General features: G+C 72.6%; 21 protein-coding genes and 1 pseudogene. 11 read left to right on the forward strand and 11 right to left on the reverse strand.

What is annotated here, in order from left to right:
- The first annotated feature begins 151 nt into the window (after window positions 1-151).
- The gene (locus tag AC0NH5_RS10210; RefSeq protein WP_474402307.1) at window positions 152-613 is read left to right on the forward strand and encodes a hypothetical protein; all 462 of its coding nucleotides are present in this window, start codon (window positions 152-154) and stop codon (window positions 611-613) included.
- A 146-nt stretch (window positions 614-759) separates the two neighbouring features.
- Here the strand turns inward: AC0NH5_RS10210 and AC0NH5_RS10215 are convergent, their stop codons facing one another.
- Entirely contained in the window at window positions 760-1476 is a 717-nt protein-coding gene (locus tag AC0NH5_RS10215; RefSeq protein ID WP_474402308.1) for a hypothetical protein, read from the reverse strand.
- A gap of 154 nt (window positions 1477-1630) precedes the next feature.
- Between AC0NH5_RS10215 and AC0NH5_RS10220 the strand changes: the two genes are divergently transcribed.
- Together AC0NH5_RS10220 and AC0NH5_RS10225 are read left to right on the forward strand one after the other, a co-directional pair.
- Window positions 1631-3946, forward strand: a complete 2316-nt coding sequence (locus tag AC0NH5_RS10220; protein ID WP_474402309.1) for a putative bifunctional diguanylate cyclase/phosphodiesterase — start codon at window positions 1631-1633, stop codon at window positions 3944-3946.
- Window positions 3947-4151: 205 nt separating this feature from the next.
- A complete protein-coding gene (locus AC0NH5_RS10225) occupies window positions 4152-6491 on the forward strand; it encodes a glycoside hydrolase family 9 protein (RefSeq protein ID WP_474402389.1) in 2340 nt (779 codons plus the stop codon).
- Between the two features lie 56 nt (window positions 6492-6547).
- Here the strand turns inward: AC0NH5_RS10225 and AC0NH5_RS10230 are convergent, their stop codons facing one another.
- Window positions 6548-7633 (reverse strand): phosphotransferase, encoded by a 1086-nt coding sequence (locus tag AC0NH5_RS10230; RefSeq protein WP_474402311.1) that lies wholly within the window; start codon window positions 7631-7633, stop codon window positions 6548-6550.
- A 197-nt stretch (window positions 7634-7830) separates the two neighbouring features.
- Between AC0NH5_RS10230 and AC0NH5_RS10235 the strand changes: the two genes are divergently transcribed.
- The 3 genes from AC0NH5_RS10235 to AC0NH5_RS10245 are packed head-to-tail and all read left to right on the forward strand — an operon-like array spanning window position 7831 to window position 11027.
- Complete coding sequence (locus AC0NH5_RS10235) at window positions 7831-8508, forward strand: vWA domain-containing protein (protein WP_474402313.1); 678 nt, start codon at window positions 7831-7833, stop codon at window positions 8506-8508.
- A gap of 48 nt (window positions 8509-8556) precedes the next feature.
- Window positions 8557-9405, forward strand: a complete 849-nt coding sequence (locus tag AC0NH5_RS10240) for a protein phosphatase 2C domain-containing protein (RefSeq protein ID WP_474402315.1) — start codon at window positions 8557-8559, stop codon at window positions 9403-9405.
- Window positions 9402-11027: a protein kinase family protein gene (locus AC0NH5_RS10245; protein WP_474402316.1), complete on the forward strand. Its 1626-nt coding sequence runs from the start codon at window positions 9402-9404 to the stop codon at window positions 11025-11027. Before AC0NH5_RS10240 ends, AC0NH5_RS10245 begins: the two co-directional genes overlap by 4 nt.
- An 832-nt stretch (window positions 11028-11859) precedes the next feature.
- Here AC0NH5_RS10245 and AC0NH5_RS10250 read toward each other — a convergent pair.
- Window positions 11860-12234 carry a hypothetical protein gene (locus AC0NH5_RS10250; protein ID WP_474402318.1) on the reverse strand — a complete coding sequence of 125 codons (375 nt, stop codon included), beginning with the start codon at window positions 12232-12234 and terminating at the stop codon, window positions 11860-11862.
- Between the two features lie 61 nt (window positions 12235-12295).
- Between AC0NH5_RS10250 and AC0NH5_RS10255 the strand changes: the two genes are divergently transcribed.
- Window positions 12296-15217, forward strand: a complete 2922-nt coding sequence (locus AC0NH5_RS10255) for a CHAT domain-containing protein (RefSeq protein ID WP_474402319.1) — start codon at window positions 12296-12298, stop codon at window positions 15215-15217.
- A 118-nt stretch (window positions 15218-15335) separates the two neighbouring features.
- Here the strand turns inward: AC0NH5_RS10255 and AC0NH5_RS10260 are convergent, their stop codons facing one another.
- Together AC0NH5_RS10260 and AC0NH5_RS10265 are read right to left on the reverse strand one after the other, a co-directional pair.
- Window positions 15336-15731: a nuclear transport factor 2 family protein gene (locus AC0NH5_RS10260; protein WP_474402320.1), complete on the reverse strand. Its 396-nt coding sequence runs from the start codon at window positions 15729-15731 to the stop codon at window positions 15336-15338.
- 42 nt (window positions 15732-15773) lie between these two features.
- Complete coding sequence (locus AC0NH5_RS10265; protein WP_474402321.1) at window positions 15774-16229, reverse strand: N-acetyltransferase family protein; 456 nt, start codon at window positions 16227-16229, stop codon at window positions 15774-15776.
- Between the two features lie 62 nt (window positions 16230-16291).
- Between AC0NH5_RS10265 and AC0NH5_RS10270 the strand changes: the two genes are divergently transcribed.
- The 3 genes from AC0NH5_RS10270 to AC0NH5_RS10280 all read left to right on the forward strand — a co-directional run bounded on the left by AC0NH5_RS10270 (window position 16292) and on the right by AC0NH5_RS10280 (window position 19007).
- Window positions 16292-16801, forward strand: a complete 510-nt coding sequence (locus AC0NH5_RS10270; RefSeq protein WP_474402323.1) for a DUF4262 domain-containing protein — start codon at window positions 16292-16294, stop codon at window positions 16799-16801.
- A gap of 106 nt (window positions 16802-16907) precedes the next feature.
- A complete protein-coding gene (locus tag AC0NH5_RS10275) occupies window positions 16908-17966 on the forward strand; it encodes a spore photoproduct lyase family protein (protein ID WP_474402325.1) in 1059 nt (352 codons plus the stop codon).
- 261 nt (window positions 17967-18227) lie between these two features.
- Window positions 18228-19007, forward strand: a complete 780-nt coding sequence (locus AC0NH5_RS10280; RefSeq protein WP_474402327.1) for a class I SAM-dependent methyltransferase — start codon at window positions 18228-18230, stop codon at window positions 19005-19007.
- A gap of 38 nt (window positions 19008-19045) precedes the next feature.
- Here the strand turns inward: AC0NH5_RS10280 and AC0NH5_RS10285 are convergent, their stop codons facing one another.
- From AC0NH5_RS10285 to AC0NH5_RS10295, 3 genes are all read right to left on the reverse strand, one after another.
- Window positions 19046-20152: an alpha/beta fold hydrolase gene (locus AC0NH5_RS10285; protein WP_474402329.1), complete on the reverse strand. Its 1107-nt coding sequence runs from the start codon at window positions 20150-20152 to the stop codon at window positions 19046-19048.
- Window positions 20153-20319: 167 nt separating this feature from the next.
- Complete coding sequence (locus AC0NH5_RS10290; protein ID WP_474402331.1) at window positions 20320-21570, reverse strand: erythromycin esterase family protein; 1251 nt, start codon at window positions 21568-21570, stop codon at window positions 20320-20322.
- 50 nt (window positions 21571-21620) lie between these two features.
- Window positions 21621-22541, reverse strand: a complete 921-nt coding sequence (locus tag AC0NH5_RS10295; RefSeq protein WP_474402333.1) for a helix-turn-helix domain-containing protein — start codon at window positions 22539-22541, stop codon at window positions 21621-21623.
- Here AC0NH5_RS10295 and AC0NH5_RS10300 point away from each other — a divergent pair.
- Complete coding sequence (locus AC0NH5_RS10300) at window positions 22540-22962, forward strand: hypothetical protein (RefSeq protein ID WP_474402335.1); 423 nt, start codon at window positions 22540-22542, stop codon at window positions 22960-22962. The genes AC0NH5_RS10295 and AC0NH5_RS10300 overlap by 2 nt on opposite strands.
- Here AC0NH5_RS10300 and AC0NH5_RS10305 read toward each other — a convergent pair.
- The 3 genes and pseudogenes from AC0NH5_RS10305 to AC0NH5_RS10315 all read right to left on the reverse strand — a co-directional run.
- Window positions 22949-23362 carry an NUDIX domain-containing protein gene (locus AC0NH5_RS10305; RefSeq protein WP_474402390.1) on the reverse strand — a complete coding sequence of 138 codons (414 nt, stop codon included), beginning with the start codon at window positions 23360-23362 and terminating at the stop codon, window positions 22949-22951. The genes AC0NH5_RS10300 and AC0NH5_RS10305 overlap by 14 nt on opposite strands.
- Window positions 23363-23366: 4 nt before the next feature.
- On the reverse strand, window positions 23367-23999 hold the full coding sequence (locus AC0NH5_RS10310; protein WP_474402336.1) for a lipoprotein: 633 nt from the start codon (window positions 23997-23999) through the stop codon (window positions 23367-23369).
- A 31-nt stretch (window positions 24000-24030) separates the two neighbouring features.
- Window positions 24031-24198, reverse strand: a pseudogene (locus AC0NH5_RS10315) (VOC family protein); the annotation flags it as partial.
- Window positions 24199-24331 lie beyond the last annotated feature (133 nt).

Genomic DNA, 24331 nt, shown 5'->3' on the forward strand with positions numbered 1-24331 from the left:
GCCGGTGGATCAGGAGTCGCCCTACGGCCCGTCCGGGAAGACCGCGGGGTAGTTATCGACAGCCGCCGCTGAAACAGTTATGGTGCAGGGCTGGTGGGAGCGCTCCCACCAGCTGGTTCCCCGCCGTCCCCGTTCCCCCCGGGAGTGCACCATGCGCAGCACCGTACCTACCCTCGCCGTCGCCGGCCTCCTGCTGGCCACCGCAGCCGCCTGCGGCACGGCGCCCGCCCCACCCTCGGCCGCCGGAGGCGCACCGTCCGCCGCCAGCGCCGCGCCCCCGGCGGTGGCCGCCACCTGCGAGGCGCTCTCCGAGGCGTACGGCAAGAACATGGCGCCGTTCGCCCAGTCGCTCACCGAGGTCGTCGCCGACCGCAAAGCGGTCCCCCGCGCCCAGCAGGCCCTCGAGACCTTCGCGGTCGCCGTCGACAACGCCACCCACGCCAGCGACGACCCCGACCTGCGCGCCGACGGCAAGAAGGCCGCCGACGAACTGCGCGCCAAGGCCGCCGACCCGAAGTTCTTCGCCACCATCAAGACCGCCGACGACGTCGACAAGACCGTCGGGCCCACCCTCAGCGCCTGGCTCGCGCCGATCTCGAACCACTGCAAATAAGAAGAGCCCGTGATCGTACGAGTCTGTGCCAGGTCCCGTCCGGTCCGCGCGAGCTGATCGCCCGGTCGCGGCTCTGCCGCGACCGCCGGGCTGACCTGCTGGGGCGAGCCGACCGGACCTGGCCGGCGCCGGCGCGCAGCCACTGCTCAGGAGATCGAGCCGGCCCGCTCCACCGCCTTGCCGAGCAGGTCCCGCACCAGATCCTCGGAGCCGCCCAGGTTCTCCCAGCCCTGGTCGGCGACCACCACGATCACGTCGTCCACCCGGGCCAGACCGGCGTACCGGCTGACCCGCGACGCCTCCTCGTCGGCATAGCTCTCGTTCGTCTCGATCCGGACGACGACCGACTCGTCCCCGGCGCCGCCGGTCCCCAGGCTGGTCCACCGCCGCTCGTTCTCGCCCAGCGAGCCCGGGCACTTCGCCAGGGCTTCGCGCACCTGGGCGAACTGCTCGGCCGCTCCCCCGGGCTCGTGCCGCCCCACGAACTCGGTCACCACGCTCGGTGTGCTGCCCGTCTCGCCCCGCTCGACGGTGAACCGAACCGCTACCGCGTCGGTGCGCGAGCTGTCGCTCGGGTACGGGTCGTCGCCGCACGGCCGCAGCGGCCGGACGTGCGAGAACTCGCCCTGCGGCAGCGGCTCGGCGGGGGCGCCGTTGACGTCGGCGGGCTGCAGCAGAGCGCCGGCCGGGATGCCGGACGCCGAGGCCGAGCCCTCCGGCGCCGGCCCACCCGAAGCCGGCGCCGCGGCCTGCGTCGTCCCCACCGCCTCGGGGGTTCCGCCGTCGCCCGAGGTACAGGCGGCGAGCGACAGGGCGAGCAGACCGGCGCTCATCGCCACGCCGGCCGGGAGGGTCCTGTTCATGCGGCTCCTGTCGTCAATGATCGGATCGGACTTGTCTCCGGCACTGCCCGCTGAGACCATCCACCAACCGTTCCGGGGCGGTTGGCCTCAACTTCGGCGGCCGGCGGCCGACTTTTCTGCTGCCAGGAACTCCGGACCACAGGGAGAGATGGACGTGCCGCGACCCCAGCTCGCAGGCCGCGGCAGCGGCCTGGTGCTCACCGCCGCGAGCCTGGTGCTGGCCACCGGCGCCTGGCTGGCCGTCGGGCTCGTTCACGTCTGGGCACACCCCTGGGTGGGCTGGCTGGCCATGCCGGTGATCCCGGTGCTGGCCGGGTCCGCGTGCTGGACCGCGAGCCGGCAGCCCGAGCTCGACGCGGGCACCCGCCGGTTCTGGCGGCATCTCACCCTCGCCTGCGGGTTCTTCACCGCGGGCATCCTGGCCAACATCGCCGACGCGTTCGGCGGCGGGACGCCGTCCCAGGCTATCGGCCCGGTCACGCTCGCCTGCTACCTGGCCGTCCTCGGTGTGGTGCTGTGGGCGCTGCTGCGCCTGCCGTCCTGGGAGCGCAGCCGTGCCGACTGGGTCCGCTTCCTGCTCGACGCCGGGATCGTGGTGCTGACCGTCGGCGCGCTCGTCTGGCACTTCTCGCTGCGGCACCACCAGCAGTGGGTGGCGCAGACCGGCTCCTCCGGGCCGATGATCGCGATCAGCGTGGTGGCCTGCCTGTCGATGGCCGCCTTCGCCAAGGTCGGCTTCGCCGGCGCCGGGCGGCTGGACCGCCGCGCCACCTACATCCTGGCGATCGGCAGCGCGGTGAGCGCCTGTTTCGGCAGCCTGTCCCCGCTGCTGGTGGACCGCCCGTACCTGTCCACCAGCCAGATCTCGGTGCCGTTCGCGGCGTTCAGCATCCTGCTGGCCGCGGTCAGCCAGCAGCGGGCCGGCAGCCGCGAGCCGAAGCCACGCTCCAACCGGCGGCGGATCAGCGTGGTGCCGTACCTCTCGGTGGCCGTCACCAGCGGCCTGCTGCTGTCCACCGCGCCCAGTGACACCGAGCAGGTCCGCACCATGCAGACCATCGTCGTGGCGCTGACCGCGCTCGTCGTGGTCCGCCAGATCATCGCGCTGCGCGAGAATCAGCGGCTGCTCGCCACCGTCGACGGCCACCTCGCTCAGCTGCGCGAATACCAGGACAAGCTCACCCACCAGGCCACCCACGACAGCCTCACCGACGCCGGCAACCGCGCTCTGTTCGAACAGCGCACCCGGGAGTTGCTCGGCGACGGCCGCCCGTTCGAGGTCGGCCTGCTCGACCTCGACGACTTCAAGGACGTCAACGACCGGCTCGGCCACCGCATCGGCGACCAGCTCATCCAGGAGACCAGCCGCCGCCTCACCCGGGGCGTCGGCGACCGCGGCCTGCTCACCCGGCTCGGCGGCGACGAGTTCGCCATCATCCTGGAACCCGCGGACAACCTGCCCGCCCTCCTCGACCTGCTGCTCGACGCGATCGGCCAGCCTGCGGACCTGGACGGCACCGTCGTGGTCACCGGCGCCAGCCTGGGCGTGACCGCCGCGCACACCGGCGACGACCCGGCCGAACTGCTGCGCCGCGCCGACGTGGCCATGTACGCCGCGAAGGCGGCCGGCGGCCACCGCTGGCAGCGGTTCGACCCGCGCATGGACCAGACGGCCGCCGAGACCGCCGAGTTGGCCACCGACCTGCGCCGGGCCCTGGCCGACGACCAGTTCTTCCTGGTCTACCAGCCGATCGTGAGCCTGCCCGACGGCGGCCCGGTCGGCGCCGAGGTGCTGCTGCGCTGGCGGCACCCCGACCGCGGCCTGGTGCCGCCGGACGTCTTCATCCCGGTCGCCGAGCGGATCGGCGCCATCAGCGCGATCGGTGCCTGGGTCTTCGAGCAGGCCTGCCGGCAGAGCGCGGACTGGACCCGGCGGCTCGGCCCCGTCGCACCCGGCAGGATCAGCGTCAACGTCTCCGCACGGCAACTGGCCGACCCCGGTTTCGTGGACGCGGTGGCCGCCACGCTGCGGGCCACCGGCGCCGACACCGGCCGCCTGCTCGTCGAGGTCACCGAGACCGCGGTCCTCAACGCCGAGACCGCCGTCGAGCAGCTGCACCGGCTGAAGGCGCTGGGCCTGCGTATCGCCCTCGACGACTTCGGCACCGGGCACTCCTCGCTCAGCCTGCTGCTCACCTGCCCCGTCGACGTCCTGAAGGTCGACAAGTCGTTCGTCAGCGGCGACACCGCCGGCCGGGCCGGCGCCATCATCGTCAAGAACATCATCGGCTTCACCACGGACTTCGGCATCGAGGCCGTCGCCGAGGGCGTGGAGACCGCCGACCAGGCCGAGCGCCTGCACGAGGCGGGTTACCGGCTGGCGCAGGGCTATTTCTACGGACGCCCGATGACGGCCGACGCCTTCGAGGCGACGCTGGACAGGGAGCGCGCGTTGCCGCTCGCATCCTGACCCGTCCAGATCCCGCGTGTGAAGTTGTGGTCGCTATGTGGGCGCAACTTCACACGCAGCGGTTGCGCCGGGACGGGGAGCGGCACGGGACGGTTGGGTCGGGCGGCGCTGCGGCACGTTCTGCGACGGGCGGGACACACCGTTGTAATGGGAGCGCTCCCATGTAACGATGACGGTCACTTTCTTACCAGAGGGACCGCCCATGATGAAGAAGATCGGGGCCATCCTCGCCGCCGCCGCGCTCGGTGCCGGCGTCTTGTGGGTGGCCACTCCCTCGGATGCGGCAGCGGCGCCGCCCTACAGTTACGGCGAAGCGCTGCAGAAGTCACTTCTCTTCTACGAGGCCCAGGTCGCCGGGAAGAAGCCGGACTGGAACCGGGTGTCCTGGCGCGGCGACTCGGCTATGCGGGACGGCTCGGACGTCGGGCTCGACCTGACCGGCGGCTGGTACGACGCCGGCGACCACGTGAAGTTCGGCCTGCCGATGGCGTTCACCACCACGATGCTGGCCTGGGGCGCCGTCGAGAACAGGGCCGCCTACGCGAGCAGCGGGCAGCTCACCCACCTGCTCAACAACCTGCGGGTGCCGAACGACTACTTCATCAAGGCGCACCCCTCGGCCGACGTGCTCTACGGGCAGATCGGCAAGGGCGACGACGACCACAAGTGGTGGGGGCCGGCCGAGGTCATGCCGATGGCGCGTCCGTCGTACAAGATCGATGCGACCTGTGGCGGCAGCGAGCTGGCGGCGGAGACCGCGGCCGCGATGGCAGCCAGCTCGATGGTCTTCCGGCCGACCGACCCGGCGTACGCGGACACCCTGCTCGGCCACGCGAAGCAGCTCTACTCGTTCGCCGACCGGGTGCGCAAGAGCTACCACGAGTGCATCACCGACGTGACGTCGTTCTACCGGTCGTGGAGCGGGTACGCCGACGAGCTCGTGTGGGGCGCGATCTGGCTGCACCGGGCCACCGGCGACGCCTCCTACCTGGCCAAGGCCGAGGCGGGGTACGACGCGCAGGGCAACGAGAACCAGACCACCACCAAGATGTACAAGTGGACGATCTCCTGGGACAACAAGCAGTACGGCAACTACGTGCTGCTGGCCCGGCTGACCGGCAAGCAGAAGTACCTGGACGACGCGAACCGGTGGCTGGACTGGTTCACCGTGGGCGTGAACGGCGAGAAGGTGCGCACGTCGCCGGGCGGCATGGTGGTGGTCGACTCGTGGGGCGCGCTGCGGTACGCGGCCAACACCGCGTTCGTCGCGCTGGTGCACAGCGACCATCTCGACGATGCGGTCCGCAAGCAGCGCTATCACGACTTCGCGGTGCGGCAGATCAATTACGCGCTGGGCGACAACCCGCGCAACTCCAGCTACGTGATCGGGTTCGGCGCCAACTCCCCGAAGAACCCCCATCACCGTACGGCCCACGGCTCCTGGTGGGACAGCCAGCTGGTGCCGGAACAGACCCGGCATGTGCTGTACGGCGCGCTGGTGGGCGGACCGTCGTCCCCGAACGACGCATACACCGACAGCCGGGGCGACTACGTGATGAACGAGGTGGCGACGGACTACAACGCCGGGTTCACGTCGGCGGTCGCGCGGCTGTACGGCGAGTTCGGCGGGGCGCCGCTGGCCGGGTTCCCGGTGCCGGAGAAGCCGGACATCCCGGAGATGTCGGTGGAGACGACGGTCATGCAGAACGAGACCCGGTCGACCGGGGTGAAGGTGGTCGTCTACAACAAGTCGGCGTTCCCGGCGCGGGCGCTGACCGCGGGCCGGTTCCGGTACTACTTCACCCGTGACGACGACTCCGCCCTGCAGGTGAGCTCGCCGTACACGCAGGGGTGCCCGGGACCCGCGGCGGCGAAGCAGCACGCCGGCAACGTGTGGTATGTGGAGGTGGACTGCAGCGGGTACACCATCGCGCCGGCCGGGCAGTCGGCGCACCGGATGGAGGTGCAGCTCAAGATCGGGGTCGCCGAGGGCGGCGTGTGGAACCCGGCGAACGATCCGTCCTATCAGGCCGCGGCCGGGGCGAACCCGGGTGTGCCGCTGTGGGACGGGATGACGCTGGTGTGGGGCGCGGTGCCGGACGGATCGTCGCCGTCGCCGTCCCCGTCGGTCTCGGTGTCGCCCTCGACGTCGCCGTCCCCTTCGGTGTCGCCGTCGGTCTCGGTGTCGCCGTCGGTCTCGGTGTCGGCATCGCCGTCCAACCCGCAGCCGGCCGGCTGCCGGGTGGTGTACACGGTGAACAACTGGAGCAGCGGCTTCACCGCGACGGTGACGATCACCAACGGGTCCACGGCGGTGAACGGGTGGACGCTGACCTTCCCGTACGCCGCGGGACAGAAGGCGACGCAGGGCTGGTCGGCGACCGTGACACAGACGGGTAGCCAGGTGACCGCGGCGAACACGGCCTGGAACGGGAACCTGGCGGCCGGCGGGACGGTGAGCTTCGGCTTCAACGGCACGCACACCGGCTCGAACCCGGCGCCGACGTCGTTCGCCCTGAACGGCACCGCCTGCACGATCAGCTAGGACTGCTCGGCGGGGCCGGGGCGGGCTACTACCGTCCCGGTCCCGCACTGTGCCGGTCAGTCCGTCGCGGTCTCGAGGTATCCGGTGAGGTGGGTCAACGCCGCTGCGGCGTCCTCCCCGTCATCGTGCGGGCGGCGGAGGTCGTCGACGAAAGCCGCCACATCGGCGAGCACCCACCACTGCCGATAGAGGGCGACCGCGGCCGGCGTGATGCTCCGGCCCATGACCCCGGCATACAGCGCCGCCGCGTCGTCCTCAGCGCCGGCCGGACCGGCGGCGGCCGGACCGGCGGCGGCCGGACCGGCGGCGGCCGGACCGGCGGCGGCCGGACCGGCGGCGGCCGGACCAGGGCTGATCAGGCTGGTGAAGGCTGTGGTCAGCATCCACAGGTCGCGTTCCGGCGGGGCGGTGCGGACGGTGGTCCAGTCGACGAGTCGCAGACCGTGGGACGTCCGGATGAAGTTACCGGGATGCGGCTCGCCGTGGGTGACCACCCAGCTCGGCGTGGTCTCCCGCACCGCGTCGACGAGCCGGTCGAAGTCGGCCAGCCGGCGCAACACACCGGCCCGGTGCCGGGCCAGGAGCCTGCGGGCAGGCTCGGCGTGCGGGCCGCTGCGCCACGGACGGTCCACATCGCGCAGCGCCTCGTGCAGGCGCGCCCGGCCGGGCAGCCGCAGGCCGGTCCGCGGGGCGAGGTGTGCGACTGCCGGGGTGGCCCGGTGCAGGCCGGCGAGCAGCCCTACCAGCTCCGTCAGATCCTCCCGCCGATGCGGCCCGAAGTCGCCGGAGGTGCCGTCGACCATGGGGAAGACCGCCAGGGCGTGACGGGGGCCGAGCCGCCGCAGCACCGCTCCGTCCGCGGCCGGGACCGGGGCGACGACGAAGTCCAGTCCCACGTCGCGACGCAGGGCCGACGCGGTCGCGAAGGACCGGTGGAGGTCCTCGAAGGTGTCGCGGGGTGAGCCGTCGCCGAGGTCGTCGACCTTCACGAACCAGGTGATGCCGTTCTGGTCGAGCAGGGACCAGTGGTAACTGCCCGCGCCCACCGGCAGGTACTCGATGGAGCGGGTCTTCAGACCCCAGCCGTCGAGAAGTGCTGCTGACAGCTCGCCGTCGGTCAACCCCGTCGGCTGGTCACGCATCGGGCGGCATCGCTCCTGGTTGTGCCGGGACCACCGCTCCTCCCCCGGCGGCCGCGCCGCGGCCCGGAGTGGGCAGCGGGTCGCGGTGTGGCGCGGGACTCGGCCTGTCTCGTACGAAAACCGGAATTTGAAGTTCGATGCTACCTTGAGCGCTTGTCCACTCTCGAGTGTCGTTCTTCCGAACGTTGGGGGGCCACATGTCCGAATCCGCTGGTCGGGTGCTGCCGGTCTATCTGGTGGCCGACGAGTCGCGATCGATGACACCGGTGGTCGACGAGCTGAACGCGGGGCTGCGGTCGCTGCACGACGCCCTGCTGCGGGAGCCCTTGGCGGCGGCCAAGGTGCGTTTCTCGATCATCGGCTTCTCGGACGACGTGATCGTCCACTCGGCCCTCGCCGATCTGCGCAACATGCCGGCGCTGCCGCAGCTGGGCGTGCGCGCGGGGACCGACTACGGAGTCGCTTTCACCCTGCTGCTCGACCGGATCCCGGCCGACGTCCGCGCCCTCAAGCGGGAGGGCTTCGCGGTGCACCGGCCGGCGGTGTTCTTCCTCAGTGACGGGCAGCCGACGGACCCGGGGCAGTGGGAGTCCGTTTATGACCACCTGATCGACCGGGAGCGGCATCCCACCGCGCCGAACATCATCGCCTGCGGCATCGGTGAGGCGCGGGCGGACACGATCCTGCACGTGGCGACGCGGCCCGAGTTCGCGTTCGTGGCGACGCCGGGCGTCGAGGTGGGGCTGGCGATCGCGGAGTTCTGCACCGCGCTGACCAAGAGCGTGATCAAGTCCGGGCAGGCGGTCGGCGGCGACGCCGCGGAGCTGGTGGTCGAGCGGCCGGACAGCTTCCGGATGGCTGTGGACGTGGTGTGAGCTACATGGATGTGGACGTGGCGTGCGCGACGTGACGGCGGACCTGGTGTGAGCGCCGGGTTCGACTGGGCGCCGCCGGCCGTCGGGGAACCCGGGCCGGCGTCGCCGTTCCGCGCCCCGCACACCCAGCCCTACCGGCCGGACACCGTGATCGACGGCTGGTCGGCGGAGGGCTTCGACGTGTGCGCGGCCTCGGTGCGCGGCCCGGCGCACCGGGCGTCAGGGGTGCCCCGGCAGGACGAGTTCGCCTTGGCCACCCGATCGGACACGGTCATCGCCGTGGTCGCGGACGGGGTGTCCAACGCCTCGCTGTCCCACCTGGGCGCCACGATGGTCTGCCGCACCGTGGTCGATTATCTGCTGCGCGCCGACGCCGGGGTCGACTGGCCCGACCTGTTGCGGTGTGCGGGCTGGGCACTGGTGGACTACGCGGACCGGCAGCTCGGCGGGGCGGACGCGGCCCGGGCCGAGTCGCTGCTGGCCAGCACGGTGGTGATCGCGCTGGTGCGCGCGGACGGACCGGGACGGGCGGTGGCCCAGCTGGTGCGGGTCGGTGACTCGGCGGCGTGGCGGCTGCGCGCCGGCACGTGGGAGGCGTTGTTCGAGCAGCCCGGGGGTGAGCTGCTCCCGGACGGGGTGGAGGCGCTGCCCCGGGTGCCGGTCTCGGTCACGCCGGTCGAGGTGTCGCTGACGCCGGACGACGTCCTGGTCCTCGGCACGGACGGGTTCGCGGAGGCGCTCGGCGAGGGGGACGGGCAGCTCGGGCGGCTGTTCGGCGCCGGCCTGGCGACGCCACCACCGCTGGGGCGGATGGCCTGGATGGCCGACTTCACCGGCGGCCTCTTCGACGACGACCGGACCGTCGTCGGCATCTGGACGACGCCTGACCGATCATGACCAGGCCGCTGCCCCCGCCCGAGGTGAGCCTGGCGGACCTGGGGCCCCGCACCCGGATCGGCGCCGGCGGGCAGGGCACGGTCTACGCGCTCGACGAGGAGCCGCGCCTGGTCTACAAGGAGTACACGACCCGGTTCGTCGACGACGTCGACGTGGCGACGCTCAACCGGTTCGTGCGGCTGGCCGCCGGCGCCGCCGAGCCGCTCCTCGACCTGGCCGCCTGGCCCACCGCGATCGTCCGCAAGGAGGGCGTGGTCCGCGGCTTCCTGATGCCCCGGGTGCCGGAGCGGTTCACCGTGCGGATCAAGCTGCCCGGCGGGCCCGACACGGTGCTCGCCCAGGTGCAGTATTTGCTGAACAGCGACGCCTATCTGCGTGACCGCGGGCTGTGGGTGGACGACCTGACCCGCCTGGAGATCCTGCGGGACACCGCCGAGGTCCTCGACCACCTGCACGGCCTCGGCGTCTGTGTCGGCGACCTGTCGCCGAACAATCTGCTGTTCAGCCTCGAGTCACGGCCGCGGTGCTACTTCCTGGACTGCGACGCCATGCGGCTGGACGGGGACTCGGTGCTGACGCAGGCGGAGACGCCGGAGTGGCACGTGCCGGACGCCGAGGCGGAGGAGCTGGCCACCCCGGCCAGCGACGCCTTCAAGTACGGGCTGCTCGCGGTGCGGCTGTTCGCCCGGGACCAGCAGGTGCGCGACGTCCGTGCGGTACGCCGCGGAATGAACCGGCCCCTGCTGCGGCTGGCGGAGAGCAGCCTCGACAGTGATCCGGCGCTGCGACCCGGCCCGGCGCGGTGGCTGAAGCCGCTGGACCGGGCGATCTCCCGGACCCCGCCCGCTCCTCCCCCGCCGCCGGCTGCCGGCGTCGATCCGGAGCCGCCGACGGTCGTGGCGGCCGAACCCCCGCCGCGCCGCTTCGTCCCGGCGCCGGCGCCGGCCCGCCCCCGGGTCCGTGGCTCCTGGGCTTTCGCCGTGTCCTTCGTCGCCTTGGTCGTCGCGGTCGTGGCGGGCCTGCTGAACGGCGGCTCGGACCCCTCGAGCACCGCTGGGCCGCCGGGTTCCGGCGTGCAGGCCGACTCCACCTATCGCCCCTGGCTGGACGCGCTGCCGACGGCCACCGGGTACCCCCGGCAGCCGTATCCGCCGGCCACCGGGCTCCCCCGGCCGGTGACTCCCACCGTCAATCCCGTGCCGGGGCTTCCCAACCTTTACCCCCAGTTGTTGCAGCCCTCGGTGCCGTGGGAGGTTCTGCTGTGCCCGTACAGCCCGGTCGAGGTCGGATCGGGGATCAACCCGGGCAGCGCCCGGGTGAAGACGGCGGTCACCGCGGTCCAGGACTTCCTCTGCGACCTTCGCACCGAGGACGAGGAGGAGGCGCTGGCCCCCGCCTCGCCGAGCGAGGCTCAGCTCGCGCGTTTCCGGGCCCTGAGCGCCAAGGGACCGTTCGGCGGCGCCACCATCATCGGGGTGCGCACCGGGCCGAACGGGAAACCTCAGGTCAACGTGGTGTTCGAGTCGACCGGCACAGGGTCCGGCTGCTGGCGTTCCCGGCTCTCCCTGACCGGGGAGAGTGTCGCCTCGATCGGCGCGGTGTCCCGTAACTCCTGCCCGTGACCGCTGGCACCCTTGTGCAACAGGTCGTTGATCGCGTCGGCGGCGGCCGGGCTCAGCGTCCGGCCCTCCTCGACCGGCAGGCCCAGTTCGGCGGCGAGGCCACGGTGCCGCAGGTCCACGGTGGCCTCCACGACGTCGGCGAACAGGGCGGCCGCCGCCCGGGCCCGCCACCAGGACAGGGCGCCCAGCAGGAGGCCCAGCACGATCGCCGGCCACCACCAGACCACCAGCGCCGCATAGAGCACCGCCCAGCCGGCCAGGATCCCGGCCTGGTCCAGCCGGTCGCGCGCCTGCGTCACGTCGGCGCGCGCCTCCGGGGGCAGCAGCAGCCACAGCCGCGGCCAGATCAGGCCGAGGCGCAGGCCGTACTGCGCGGCGATCCGGTCGTCGGCGAGCCGGATCCGGTCCGCGATCCAGGTCGGGCGGGCCGGCAGGTACACCGCCGGCAGCACCCGCTGCTCGGCGGCGAGGCGGCGCTCGGCGGCGCCACGGCGCCGGCGGGCCAGCGCGCCGGCGAGCCGGGCGGCCGGGCCCGGCCAGCGGCCCAGCCAGACGAAACGGGCCGTCGCGCCGAGCGCCTGGGCGGTGACCGCGACGAGCACCGCCACCGTGAGCAGCAGCAGCGCGCAGAGCACGGCCAGGCTGAGCCGGTCCTTGAAGCTGTCGATCGTCCGCGCCAGCGCCAGCACGGCGCCGCCCACGTCCCCCACCGTGGCGCGGCCCGGCAGCACCGCGAACGCCGCCACCGCGCACCACAGCAGGCCCGGGCCGAGCGCGCGGGTCAGCCAGCGGTCGGGCAGCCGTCGCCCGATCTCCCCCAGCAGTACCTCGATCATGACCCGGACCGGAACGTCATCGGCGCCTCGGCGAGCCCGCAGACCGGGACCCGGCCCCGATCGTCGCGGTACGCCCGGCGCCCGCACCGGTTGCCCGGGCAGCGGTAGTCGCCGTTCAGGACGACCGGCCCGAGGCCGTCGAGGTGGGCGCCCTGAACACCACCGGGCGGCACCGCCCCGGGCTCCACGGTGCGCTTGGCGTCCTCCTCGGTCAGCAGGCCCAGGCGTTTGCACACCGCGGCCACCGGCTCCCCGGCGGCCAGGTCGGCGAGCATCTCCTCCAGCTCGTCGGACCAGAGCCCGGCATCGGCGCGCTCCCGCAGGGTGGGCAGCGCCGCGCAGAGCGACGCCAGCAGGCGACGGTCCTCCACTCAGGACACTCCCGTCGTTTCGATGGTTGACGGCTCGGCTGCCCTCGAATGTACTGAACCGATGCCTCCCGATCCGGCCGAGTTGGTGGACCAGCTGCTCGCCGCGTTCGACCGCGGGGGCGACGAAGCGCCGCTGGCCGAGGCGGAAGACCTGCTCCGGCGGCTGTTGACCGACGATCCGTCCCGGGTGGACGCGCTCCTCTCCCTCTCCACCGTGACGTTGCAACGGGGCCGGGCCTCCGGATCGCTCGCGCGTGTCGAGGCCGCGATCGCCTCGGCCTCCGGCGCGCTGGCGCGGGCCACGCCCGACGATCCGATGTGGGCGTACGCGCATGCCCAGCTCTCCTGGGTGCTGAGCGTCCGCTACGAGATGGAACGCCGGCCCGCGGACCTGTCGACGGCGAGGGAGCACGCGGCCGCGGCGGTCGCCGTCACCGCCGACCCGGACGTCCTGTCCCGGTGCGTCAACGCGTACCGGCTCGGGTTCGAGAGGTTCGGCCGGCTCGCCGACATCGACGCCGCGGTGCGGATCGGCCGGATCATCGCGCGGTCCCCCGACCCCGGCCACGTCGCCGCCTCCCGGCAGGCCCTCGCCATCTGCCTCACCTCACGGTACGGGCGCACCGGTGACCGGGCCGACATCGACGAGGCCGTCGACCACTGCCGGACCGCCCTGGAAGGGGTGCCCCGGCGGCACATCGACCGGATCGCCCTGGGCAGCGCGCTCGTCTTCGCGCTGCTGCAGCGATGGATCCGCGGCGACGGCACACCGGAGGACCTGCGCGAGGCGATCCAGACCAGCCGTGAGCTGGTCGCGAAGCTGCCGGCCGGCGACACGATGCGCGCGCAGCTGCTGGCCAACCACGCGATGTTGCTGTTCCTCCAGTCGCTCGAGGGCGACTCGGCGGGCCACATGGACGAGGCCGTCCGCCGGGCCCGGGAGGCGGTCGACACGCCGAGCAGCGGCACGCTGCGGGCCGGGCATCTCGCCAACCTGGCCAACGTGGTGCTGGTCCAGGCCCGGCTGAGCAGCCACCCGGACGGCGTACGCCAGGCTGTGGAGATCGGCAAGGCCGCGCTGGCCGAACTGTCGCCCGGCAACCCGGAACGGGCCCGCGCCCTCAACGTGCTCGGCCAGGCGCTGCGGGTGCGTTACCTGCTCGACCGGGACCCGGCCGACCTGGACGCCGCGATCGGCATGTGGCGGTCGGCGTCCGGCTCCCGCGTCGGGCAGATCGAGATCCGGATGTCAGCGGCCCGGAACTGGGGGCGGGCCGCCGCCGACGCCGGTGACGCCGGGCGGGCGCTCGAGGCGTACACCACCGCGGTCGGCCTGCTGCCGCTGCTGGCCTGGCGCGGCCTGGACCGCGCGGTGCAGGAGAAACGGCTGGCCGCGGTGGCGGGCATGGCGAGTGAGGCGGCCGGCTGCGCGCTCGCCGCCGACCAGCCGGAACGCGCGGTGGAACTCCTCGAACAGGGCCGCCAGGTGCTCTGGTCGCAGGCCCTGCAGACCCGCAGCGACTTCTCCGTGCTGGCCGCCGCCGATCCCGCGCTCGCCGACGAGCTCGACGCGGTCCGCCGGCAGCTGGACGGCACCGAGGTGTCGCTCACCCTGTTGCCCGCCGACCCGGGCGGCCGGCAGATCTGGGAGATCGGCCGCGAACTGCTCACCACCGGGGTGGGCGCGCCCGCCGGGGCCGACCTCGCGGACGCCGGCTACCGCCGCCGGCTGGCCGAGCGCTGGGAGGAACTGGTGGCCGAGGCGCGCCGGCGGCCCGGCCTGGCGGACTTCCTGAGCCCGCCGTCGTTCGCCGCCCTGCGGGCAGCGGCGACCGGCGGGGCGGTGGTCCTGGTGAGCGCGACGGATGCGCTCAGTTTCGCGCTGATCGTCACCACCGAGGGGGTACGACCGGTGCCCCTCCCCTGGCTGTCCGGCGAAGCGGCGCAGCGCCGGGCGTCCGCGCTGCTCACCGCCCAGCGCGAGGTGGAGCGCGGTGGCGGGGCGGTGGCCGGCGCCGCGCTCCGCCACACGCTGGTGTCGATCCAGCGCTGGCTGTGGGACACCGTCGCCGAGCCGGTCTGCACGGCGCTCGACGAGATCGCCGGAGCGGACCGGCGGCACCGCGTGTGGTGGTGCCCGACCGGCCCGTTGACGATGCTGCCGCTGCACGCGGCGGGCCGTTTCGGGGCGGCCGCGCCGCTGGCCGAGAAACGCCGGCCGTCGGTGGCGGCGCGGTGCGTGTCGTCCTACACCTCGTCGTTGTCGGCGCTGCTGCGCGCCCGGGCCGGGCCGGCTGTTTCCGGGCCGGTCCCGGCCGCACCGGCTGTTTCCGGGCCGGTCCCGGCCGCGCCGGCTGTTTCCGGGCCGGTCCCGGCCGACTCGGTGGCGCCCAGGCCGGTCCGGGCGTTCGCGGTGGGGGTGGGCACGCTGCCCGGGCAGGCGCAACTGCCGGCGGTCAGCGACGAGTTGCGGGCGGTCAGCTCGCACGTGCCCGGCCTGCGGGTGCTGACGGGGCGCAGCGCGACGGTCTCGGCGGTGCTGGCGGCCCTGGAGGGCAACAACTGGGCGCACTTCGCCTGCCACGGCGAACAGGACTTCGACCGGCCCAGCGCGGGCGCGTTGCGCCTGTCCGACGGCCGGCTCAGCGTGCTCGACCTGGCCGCCCACGCCCGCGGCGGCGACCTCGCCTATCTGTCCGCGTGCCGCACCGCGGCCGGCGGGCGGGACCTCCCGGACGAAGCCATCCACCTGACCGCGGCGCTGCAGCTGGCCGGTTTCCGGCACGTGATCGGCAGCCAGTGGGCAGTCTCCGACCGGACAGCGGCCCAGGTGGCGGACGACGTCTATGCGGCCCTGGCGGGCGCGGACGGGCTGGACGCGGACCGGGCGGCGTACGCACTGGACCGGGCCGTCGACCGGGTGCGGCGCGAGCACCCGGACCGGCCGGACCTGTGGGCGGCGCTGATCCACACCGGACCGTGACAGGCAGCCACCCGGACCGGGCTTGCTCGTAGGGCTGTTCTGAGCGCGTTCGGGCAGCTCTGGGCGCCGGCTGGTGTCGGGGGTCCGCCGGAGGCAAGACCCCTGGCTGATGGGGCAGCTAGGCCAGCGCCTCCATCAGCGGCAGCGGGTTGATGTAGTCGCGGCAGGACAGGACCTGCCCGTCCCGCACCCGGAACACCGCGATCACCGTCTGCTCGAACGGCTTGCCGGACGACACCGTCCCGACCGCCTGGTATTCCACGATGACCACCTCGGGATCGGTGGTCTCGTGCACCTCGACGTCACGGTGTTCGGAGATCCGGACCAGGCCATCCGCCTGGATCAGGTGCCGGCGGATCTCCGCGCGCCCCTGGAACCGCGGCGGCACGCCCGGCGGCCGGAACGGCCACTCGAGGTAACCCTCCGGCGCCATCAGCTCCACGAAAGCCTCGATGTCGCCCGCACGGCCGGCTGCCAACAACCGCTCCACGGTCTCGCGTGAGGTCCCAGTCATCCGCCGACCGTAGACCAACCGGCGCGGCGCCGCTGACCCTGATCAGGAGCCGCGGTGCATGATGTGGCCGGTTGCGGTGAACCGCTCATTGCCGACCAGCGGCCCGGTCCGGGTCTCGGTGACCGTGAAGCCCTCGCTCAGATACAGCGCCAGCGCGGCCGGGTTTCCGTCGAGCACGGTAACCTCCACCCGCGGCCCGGCGGCGGCCACCGCGTGGCGCAGCAGCGCCCGCCCGACGCCCCGCCGATAGCGCCCCGGGTCCACGTAGAGCCAGGTCACCTCGTCGTCGTCGAGCGCGACGAACCCCGCCACCTCGCCGTCCGCCTCGGCCACCCACAGCTTTCCGTCGAACAGGCCTTCGCCCTCGGCGGTCTCGGCGAGCGTCAGGAACGCCTCCACGCCGGCCGAGCCGCGAAGCTCGTCGAGGCGGGCGGCGTCATGGATACGCGCGATCGCGTCCCAGTCGTCGTCGGCATAGCGGCGCACCTTGATCTCCACAGCCGCATGCTCACGGGCCGCCCGGAATCAAGGCAAATGAATTATCACCGTACGATCTCCCGGTGCCCGATCGTGAATGCCACTGCCTGATCTGCGAGGGTGACGGCACCCCGAAGCGCTGGTGGCGGTCCGCGGAGGCGTCGTGGCCGGCCCGGGAACGCCGCAACGCCCGGATGGTCCGCGAGTACGGCTGGGGTGTCACCGGCGTCTTCGGCACCACCATGCCCGACTGGGCGTACTCGATCGGCCTGTGGCACAGCTTCGGCAGTGTCGAGGTCTGCCTGCTCGGCGTACCGCAGCAGGAGGCGATGACCGTCGTGAACAACGTCGGCGACCTGATCCGGGACGGCCTGGTGCTGACCCCCGGCCTCAGGCTGACCGGCGTCGACGGGGATCGGGAGCTGACCCTGGCCCCGGTGCACGACAGCTGGTACGACCGCTTCTTCGGCGCGGCGATCGACTTCTACCAGCGCTCTCCGCTTCCGGTGGTGCAGCTGCGCCGGCCGGACGTCGATCAGCCGTCGCTGTGGCTGCCGGTCGACGAGCACCCGCCGAGCGTCTGGAACGGCTGAAACCTGCTGCGGCACGCGCGCTCCGCCGGGGCCGGGTGCCGCAGGACACGCCCTCGCCGATCATCGTGGCGCGGTCGAACGCGCTGCTCTGAGGCACAATCGAGGCGTGGGGGAACTTCTGGACATCCGGCGCATCTATCTCGAGCCGGCGGCGGCCGAGCTGCCGCGCGGACGGGAGATCCTGGACCGCTGGCCGGACGCCACGATCGTCGAGGTGGCGAGCCATCAGCGGATCCCGGAGGTGCACGGCGACGAGACGAACGTGCGCCGGTGGGTCCGGATCAAGCAGGAGGCCCTGGTCGTCGGCGTGAAGAAGACGCTCACCGCGCGGCCCAACGGGCGGTCGGCGGACTTCATCGCCCCGTCCACCTCCAACGGGTGCGCGATGGCCTGCGCCTACTGTTACGTCCCGCGCCACAAGGGATACAGCAACCCGATCACCGTGTTCGCCAACATCGAGCGCATCTCGTCGTACCTCAGCGGGCACGTCGCCCGGCAGGGCAGCAAGCCGGAGCCGAACCACTGTGATCCGGTGGATTGGGTCTACGACATCGGCGAGAACTCGGACTGCTCGGTGGACGCGCTGGTCAGCGACAACGTCCGGGATCTCGTCACGCTCTTCGGCGGGCTGCCGACCGCCAAGGCCAGCTTCGCCACCAAATATGTCAACCGGGACCTGCTCGACTGGGATCCGCGCGGGCGCACCCGGATCCGGTTCTCGCTGATGCCGGCCGCCGACGCGAAGGTCCTGGACATCCGCACCAGCGGCATCGCGGAACGGATCGCGGCGATCGACGACTTCGTGGCGGCCGGGTACGAGGTACACGTCAACCTCAGCCCGGTGGTGGTCCGCGACGGCTGGCTCGCCGACTGGTCCGAGCTGCTCGACCAGTTGGACGCCGGCATCGGCGCGGAGGCGAAGAAACAGCTCGCCGCCGAGGTCATCTTCCTGACCCACAACCGTGACCTGCACGAGGTCAACCTGGGCTGGCACCCGCGCGCCGAGGACCTGCTCTGGCGGCCCGACCTGCAGCAGGTGAAACGGTCCCAGAACGGCGACCTCAACGTCCGTTACCGCACCGGCGAGAAGGGCGGCTACGTGCGGGCGCTCACCGACCTGATCGCCGAGCGCACCCCGTACCTGCGCGTCCGCTACGCCTTCTGAGCGCTCCCGCCGGGCACACGCTCAGCCGACGAGCGGTCGTCGGCCCTTGAGAGCCGGCCGAGACAGGAACCGTGGACGCCCCCAACCAGTGTGTGAAGTTCGGGCGCGATCCGAACCGCAACTTCACACGCTCACCCCCCAACCAGCGTGTGAAGTTGGGGTGCGATCCGAACCGCAACTTCACACGCACCAGTGGGGTGCGCGCGTTGCGAGCCGGGCTGGGTGGTCGGGACGGTGGCGGCCGTCTGGGAGGCTGGGGCGGTGAGCAGACCGATCGATGTTTTCGACGAGGCGGCTTCGGAGTACGACCGGGTGGGTGTGGCGTTCGCCGCGCCGATGGGTGAGGCGCTCGCGGCGGCCGCCGGGATCCGGGCCGGGGACCGGGTGCTGGACGTGGGGTGCGGGCGGGGGGCGGTGCTCTTCCCGGCGGCGCGGGCGGCCGGGCCGGACGGGCGGGTGACCGGAATCGATCTGGCGCCGGGCATGGTGCGCCTGACCGCTGGGGAGGCCGAGGGACTGCCCCAGGTCGACGTGCGGGTCGGCGACGCGCAGGAGCCGGGGTTCCCGGACGGGAGCTTCGACGTGATCACGGCGGGGCTGCTGTTGTTCTTCCTGCCGGATCCGGGTGCCGCGCTCCGCGCGTACCACAAGATCTTGCGGCCGGGCGGGACGCTGGCCTTCAGCGCCTTCGCCCGGATGGATCCCCGCTATCGCGCGGCCATGCAGGCGACGGCGCGGCACGCGATCGACCCGCCGCCGCAGCCGGTGCTGGCCGAGATGTTCCAGGACGCCGACCGGATGCGGGCGGCGGCGGAGGAGGCCGGTTTCGCCGGCACGCGCGTCGAGGAGCTGGCCGTGCGCAGCGAGTTCCGGGACCTGGACCACTTCCTGGCCTGGGTCTGGTCGCATGCGGGTCGCAACGTGGTGAGCCGGGTGCCGGCCGAGGGCGTCCCGGCGCTGAAGGACGAGCTGGCGACGATCCTGCCGGACCCGCCCGAGATCACCACCCGGATCTACCTGATCGTCGCGACCAGGCCGTGACCCGGCGGGATCGCCGCCGGGTCACGGGTGGTGGGGTCTCAGGCGAGGCGTGCCTCGATCCAGTCGGCGACCAGATCGACCGACTGGATCACCGCCCCGTCGTGGTTGGCGCCCTCGATGGTCTCGAAGGTGACCGGGATGTCGTAATCCGCCTCGAGCTGCGGGACCAGCAGGTCGGCGGAGAGGAAGTACGGGACGGCCTCGTCAGCGGTGCCGTGCACGATCAGCACCGGGGCGCTCGGTGAGGTCTGCCCGGGGTTGGCGTACTTGCGGAGGTAGTTGATGACCGAGGCGGGCACGGTGCCGCCGGGGAAGAGCTGCGCCGCGGTGAGGTCGTCGTAGGCGTCGAGGATCTGATAGAGGCAGCCGGTCTGCAGGACGGCCGTCCGGGTGCGGGCCGGTGTGGCGAGCGCGAGCTGCGGCACGAAGCCGGGCTCGACGGCCTGGATGCCGTAGAGGGCCATCACCAGGTAACCCTGGGCGGCGGTGCCGGGGATGAACGGCGCGAGATAGTCGGCGTTCGAGAGCGGGGCGATGCTGGCGGTGCCCTTGAGGACCAGGTTCCCGTCGTAACTCGGCGCCAGCTGGCTGGCGAACAGGGCGCCCTGACCACCCTGGGAGTGGCCGTCCACGGCGTACGACGTGGACAGTGCCGCGTCGAGGTTGCGGGCCGCCTTGACGCTGTCGATGATCGACCGGCCCTCGCTCTCCCCGATCAGATAGGGGTGGGGCAGCGCGGTGCCGAGGCCGGGGTAATCGGGCGCCGCCACGGTCCAGCCGCGGCTCAGCAGCTCGGCGACGGCGAGCCGGGCCTCCTCCCAGAAATAGGTCTGATTCGTCGACGGCGTGCACTGGTCGGCGAGCCCGGTGGTGCCGTGTCCCCAAGCGACGATCTTGTTTTTCTTGTTCGTGCGTGGCGTGAGGATCAGCCCGGTCGCGGGGATCAGACCACCATTGAGGTTGGTCGTCAGGTATTGCACACGCCGCCCCGTGGCCAGCGTGGACAACTGGGCGGGAAGGGAAGCGGCCGTGTTGGTCAGCACATGGCCCGGTAGTGACGCGGCGCCGGCCGCGCTGCTGGTGGCGGCCACTGTACCGGCCACGGTCAGCAGCACGGCGAGCAGCAGCCTCGAGATCGTTTTCATGGCACCCCTTTTGGCCTTCGATCCGATTCGGTCATCGGTGGAGGCCAAGCCTAGAACTGATCCCACGCCGCGCGTATCCGTATCCAGGTACACAACTACGTGGCCACGAATCCGATGTGTACTCACCGTTTGCGGCAATAAGAAGATCCTTTTAAGCGCCCCTTTATCTACACGCCGCTCGGGAATGTCTCCGGCTCCCGGGTGTCGACCCGCAGGGTGTGCACCGGCCGGACCGCGTGGCTCTCGTCGAACCAGAGGAAGGCGTCGTACCGCTGCCCCACGACACTCGGCACGTAGTTGGCCCAACGCTCCCGTTCCGGCCGGTAGACGACCCCGATCGCACGGTGCGGAAGGACGGTGGTGAGCAGGTCAGGGCCGTCCGGGCCGGGCGGCAGGACCATCAGCGCGCACGGCGGCGCGGTGAAGTGGAGGATCTCCTCGAGCGAGCCGGCGCGGGCCGGCGGCACGATCATGGCTTCCATCGGCGCACCCCAGGACGGGCCGGCGACCACGCTGCCGCGGTACGTCCCGAAACCCACCAGCAGCACCTCGTCGTCGCCGTACCGCTCGCGGGCCAACTGACCGAGGGTCACCTCTCCGTAGTCGGCCTGGTCAGTCGCACGGGCGTCGCCCACATGGGTGTTGTGCGCCCAGACGACCCCTTTCGAGTCCGAGCCGTATCGGTCGAGCAGCCGGTCCAGGGTCTGGTCCATGTGCCGGTCGCGGATGTTCCAGGCCTCCGGGCCGCCGTGCACCATGGTCCGGTAGTAGGCCTCCGCACCGGCCACCACCTCCGCGTTCTGCCACACGCCGAAGTCGCGGTCGCGCACCTCGGCGAGCATGCTGATCACCTTGTCCTCGCAGGCGGCGGGGACGAACTGGGTGGCCCACCCGTAGGCGTTCGGGTCCTCGGCGTACGGCTCGAAGCACCGGTAGGCGTCCAGCGCGGCCGGCACCAGGTCCGGGTCGTGCTCGCGCAGCCAGGTCAGGATCTCCCGCATCGATTCCCACAGCGAGTACACGTCGAGCCCGTGGAACCCGGCGGGCCGGCTCCGCCCGCGGTTGTGGTCGTGCAGCCAGCGGGTGAAGTCGACGGTCTCCTCGTTCGCCCACATCCAGGTGGGCCAGCGGTCGTACCGGACCAGGGCCTCCCGCGGGTCGGCGGCGCCCCGGACGGCAGCGTTCACCCGCTCGCAGTCCGGCCAGTCGCCTTCCACGGCGACGAAGTCGAAGCCCCGCTCGGCGATCAGCCGCCGGGTGAGCGCGGCGCGCCAGGCGTAGAACTCGTGCGTGCCGTGGGTGGCCTCGCCGATCATGACGACTCGCGCGCCGGCTGCCCTGTCGAGAAGGATCTCCAGGTCGCCGGCGTCGCGCAGCGGCCGGGCGATGGACGCCACCTCGTCCCCGTACCGGATCATGCGTTAGCGGTACCCGGTGGCATTTACCCCATACGTCTGACTTTGTGGTGCTACCACGTGACGAGCTCCGTCAGCGCGGCACTCGTCGCCTCGTCGGCCGGCAGGAACGCCTCCAGCCGCAGCTCGGCGATCGTGACGTCGGTGGCGGTCCCGAAGTGGGTGAGCGTGGTGATCAGCCGCAGCTCCCGGTCGTCCGGCCCACCGGTGCGCAGGTGCAACGGCACCGCGAAGCCGAGATGGTGCGGCGCGACCTGCCGGGGACGCGGCGGCACCAGAGCGGCGAGCTCCCCGGCGAGGCCCCGGAGCCGGTCGCTCGGATTGCGCCGGCTCTCGGCCTCGACACGGTTGATGATGTGCCACGCCCACTCACTCAGGTTGACGATGCGCGGCGCGAGGCCTCGCGGGTGCAGCAGGACCCGCGGGACGCACACCGGCGGGCTGAGCAGGTCAGGGTCGACCCCGCGAGTGATCATGTGGAAGCCGGCATTCGCCGAGACCAGGTCGCCGTGCCGATCCACGATCACAGCCGGGTACGGCAGATGGCCGTGCAGCACCCGGTCCAGCGCGGCCCGGACCGCGGCCAGCTGCGGTGCGCCCAGGTCGCTGTGCGGATAGGCGGGCGCGAAACCGGCCGCCAACAGCAGCTCGTTGCGCTCGCGGATCGGCACCTCCAGCGACTCGGCCAGCCGGATGATCAGCGACCGGCCCGGCGCCGACCGGCCGCTCTCGACGAAGCTCACGTGCCGCTGCGTGGTGCCGGCCCGCGCCGCCAGCTCCAGCTGGCTGACACGCCGCCGGGTGCGCCACCCTCGCAACGCCCCCGCGATGTCTCCGCCGGCCGGATCGCTGATCACCCGTCCTGTGTACCGGGTACGGCGCCGCTCCGCGATTCCCTGCGGGGAATTGCCGCGTCCCGCGGGGCCCAGCACAGTCAGGACCGCAACGACCGTCCCGAGACGAAGGATCATCATGGCCGACACCGACCTGACCGCGCTGACCGACCGTTACGTCGCCGTCTGGGGCGAGCCCGACGCCGAACGCCGCCGCGACGCCGTCCGCCGGCTCTGGGCGCCGGACGGCGTCCACGTCCTGCAGCCACCGCAGGAGATGCGCAAGGCCGCGGAAGGGCTGGGCTTCGATCATCTCGTCCTGGAGGCGCGCGGCCACGACGCCTTGGAAGCGCGGGTCAAACGCGCGTACGACGAGTTCGTCGCCCCGGGCACGTTCGTGTTCCGCTCGCGCGGCGACGCCGACCGGCTCCGGGACGTGGTCAAGTTCCGCTGGGAGATGGTGCCGGCCGAAGGCGGCCCGGCGGCCGGCGTCGGGCTGGAGGTCCTGGTGCTCGGCGCCGACGGGCGGATCGTCGGCGATTACCAGTTCATCGAGGGCTGACAGGGCTGACCAGCGCCAGCGTCGCGGGCAGCTGCGAGTGCAGCGGCGCCGGCAGCTCGTCCGGCCGGAACCAGCCCAGCTCGTCGAACTTGTGCGGCTCGCCGATGCGGGCCGTCGCCGGGTCCACCCGCACCGCGAACACGATCGCCACCCAGTGCGAGGGCGGCGACGAACGCAGCACGTTGCGCACGCCGAGCTGGGTGATCTCCAGGGGCGCCGTCGCGTACTCCTCGCCGACCTCCCGGGTCACCGCCTCCTCGAACGTCTCCCCGAACTCCAGGGCGCCCGCACCGCAGTCCCAGGCGCCCGGCTCGTCCCGGGCGGCGGCCGACCGCCGTGCGAGCAGGATGCGGCCGGAGCCGTCGTGACACACGAAGACACACGAGACGGAGGGCTGCATCACGTCACCGCACCGTCAGGGTGCTCTTAGCCAGCTCGTACGCGGGCAGCATGGCTTCGTGCTCGTCGTTGTCGAAGCTGTCCAGCGACACGATCACGGTGGCCCCGCCGGTGGTGTCGACGGCGAACGCCCGCTCCTTCTCGGTGCCCTCGCCGAGCTCACTGTTCACCTCGTAGGCGACCTCGACCACGCCGGCCTGCGCGTCGGTGTAGGCGGGTTGCAGCGCCTTGCCGCCCACGTACTGCTCCAGCACCTTTCGGGCGTCCGCGCCCTCGGCGGTCCAGACCCGCAGGAAGCCGAGGTTGCCGGCCGGCTTCGCGTCGATCTCGCAGGCCATCGTGGCGGGACCGCGGCGGGCCAGGGCGGCGAGCGGGTCGTCCGCCTTCACGGTGACGGCCTTCGCCGTCCAGTCCGCCGCCGCGTCGAACTCCACCGGCAGTTCGCAGGCGCTCCCCGCCCCGCCGATCCGGATGCCCTTCGCCGCCGGCTCGGCCCCGGCGCCCGGCGCGTCCCCGGCCGAGGCGGCCGGCGCCGCCGAGGGAGCCGCGGCCGGCGAACTGCACGCGGTGAGCGCCAGAACCGGGAGTGCCAGGACCGCGGCCAGCACACGCCGCTCGAAGATCATCGTGGGAAGCACGGGAGCGAGCATAGAGCCTCGCGCCGGCCGGTCAGCGAGGCGCCAGCACATGGAACTCGTTGCCGTCGGGATCGGCCAGCACGACCGCCCCGGGCGCGGCGCGCGGCATCAGCGGCGGGCCACCCCAGGTGATCTTCGGGCCGCCGCGCGGCGACTGGATCGCGGTCTCCTCGTCCTGGTCCCAGACGAGAGGCCGGCCCGCCCCAGGACCGTGGACCAGAATCGAGCAAGCTGTTCCGGCCGGTGCGCGGCGATGCAGAGCGCGAAGAGCTGAGCGGTCATGCCGCAGTTCTACGACGCGACCGGGGCGCCACGCACCTGAGTTTCCGCTC

Source organism: Actinoplanes sp. 13, assembly GCF_056134165.1.

Excerpts from the sequence above, each read along its gene's own strand:
- AC0NH5_RS10210 (WP_474402307.1), top strand. The coding sequence starts at position 152 with ATGCGCAGCACCGTACCTACCCTCGCCGTCGCCGGCCTCCTGCTGGCC.
- AC0NH5_RS10215 (WP_474402308.1), bottom strand. The coding sequence starts at position 1,476 with ATGAACAGGACCCTCCCGGCCGGCGTGGCGATGAGCGCCGGTCTGCTC.
- AC0NH5_RS10225 (WP_474402389.1), top strand. The coding sequence starts at position 4,152 with ATGAAGAAGATCGGGGCCATCCTCGCCGCCGCCGCGCTCGGTGCCGGC.
- AC0NH5_RS10230 (WP_474402311.1), bottom strand. The coding sequence starts at position 7,633 with ATGCGTGACCAGCCGACGGGGTTGACCGACGGCGAGCTGTCAGCAGCA.
- AC0NH5_RS10235 (WP_474402313.1), top strand. The coding sequence starts at position 7,831 with ATGTCCGAATCCGCTGGTCGGGTGCTGCCGGTCTATCTGGTGGCCGAC.
- AC0NH5_RS10245 (WP_474402316.1), top strand. The coding sequence starts at position 9,402 with ATGACCAGGCCGCTGCCCCCGCCCGAGGTGAGCCTGGCGGACCTGGGG.
- AC0NH5_RS10255 (WP_474402319.1), top strand. The coding sequence starts at position 12,296 with ATGCCTCCCGATCCGGCCGAGTTGGTGGACCAGCTGCTCGCCGCGTTC.
- AC0NH5_RS10260 (WP_474402320.1), bottom strand. The coding sequence starts at position 15,731 with ATGACTGGGACCTCACGCGAGACCGTGGAGCGGTTGTTGGCAGCCGGC.
- AC0NH5_RS10285 (WP_474402329.1), bottom strand. The coding sequence starts at position 20,152 with ATGAAAACGATCTCGAGGCTGCTGCTCGCCGTGCTGCTGACCGTGGCC.
- AC0NH5_RS10290 (WP_474402331.1), bottom strand. The coding sequence starts at position 21,570 with ATGATCCGGTACGGGGACGAGGTGGCGTCCATCGCCCGGCCGCTGCGC.
- AC0NH5_RS10300 (WP_474402335.1), top strand. The coding sequence starts at position 22,540 with ATGGCCGACACCGACCTGACCGCGCTGACCGACCGTTACGTCGCCGTC.
- AC0NH5_RS10295 (WP_474402333.1), bottom strand. The coding sequence starts at position 22,541 with ATGATGATCCTTCGTCTCGGGACGGTCGTTGCGGTCCTGACTGTGCTG.
- AC0NH5_RS10305 (WP_474402390.1), bottom strand. The coding sequence starts at position 23,362 with ATGCAGCCCTCCGTCTCGTGTGTCTTCGTGTGTCACGACGGCTCCGGC.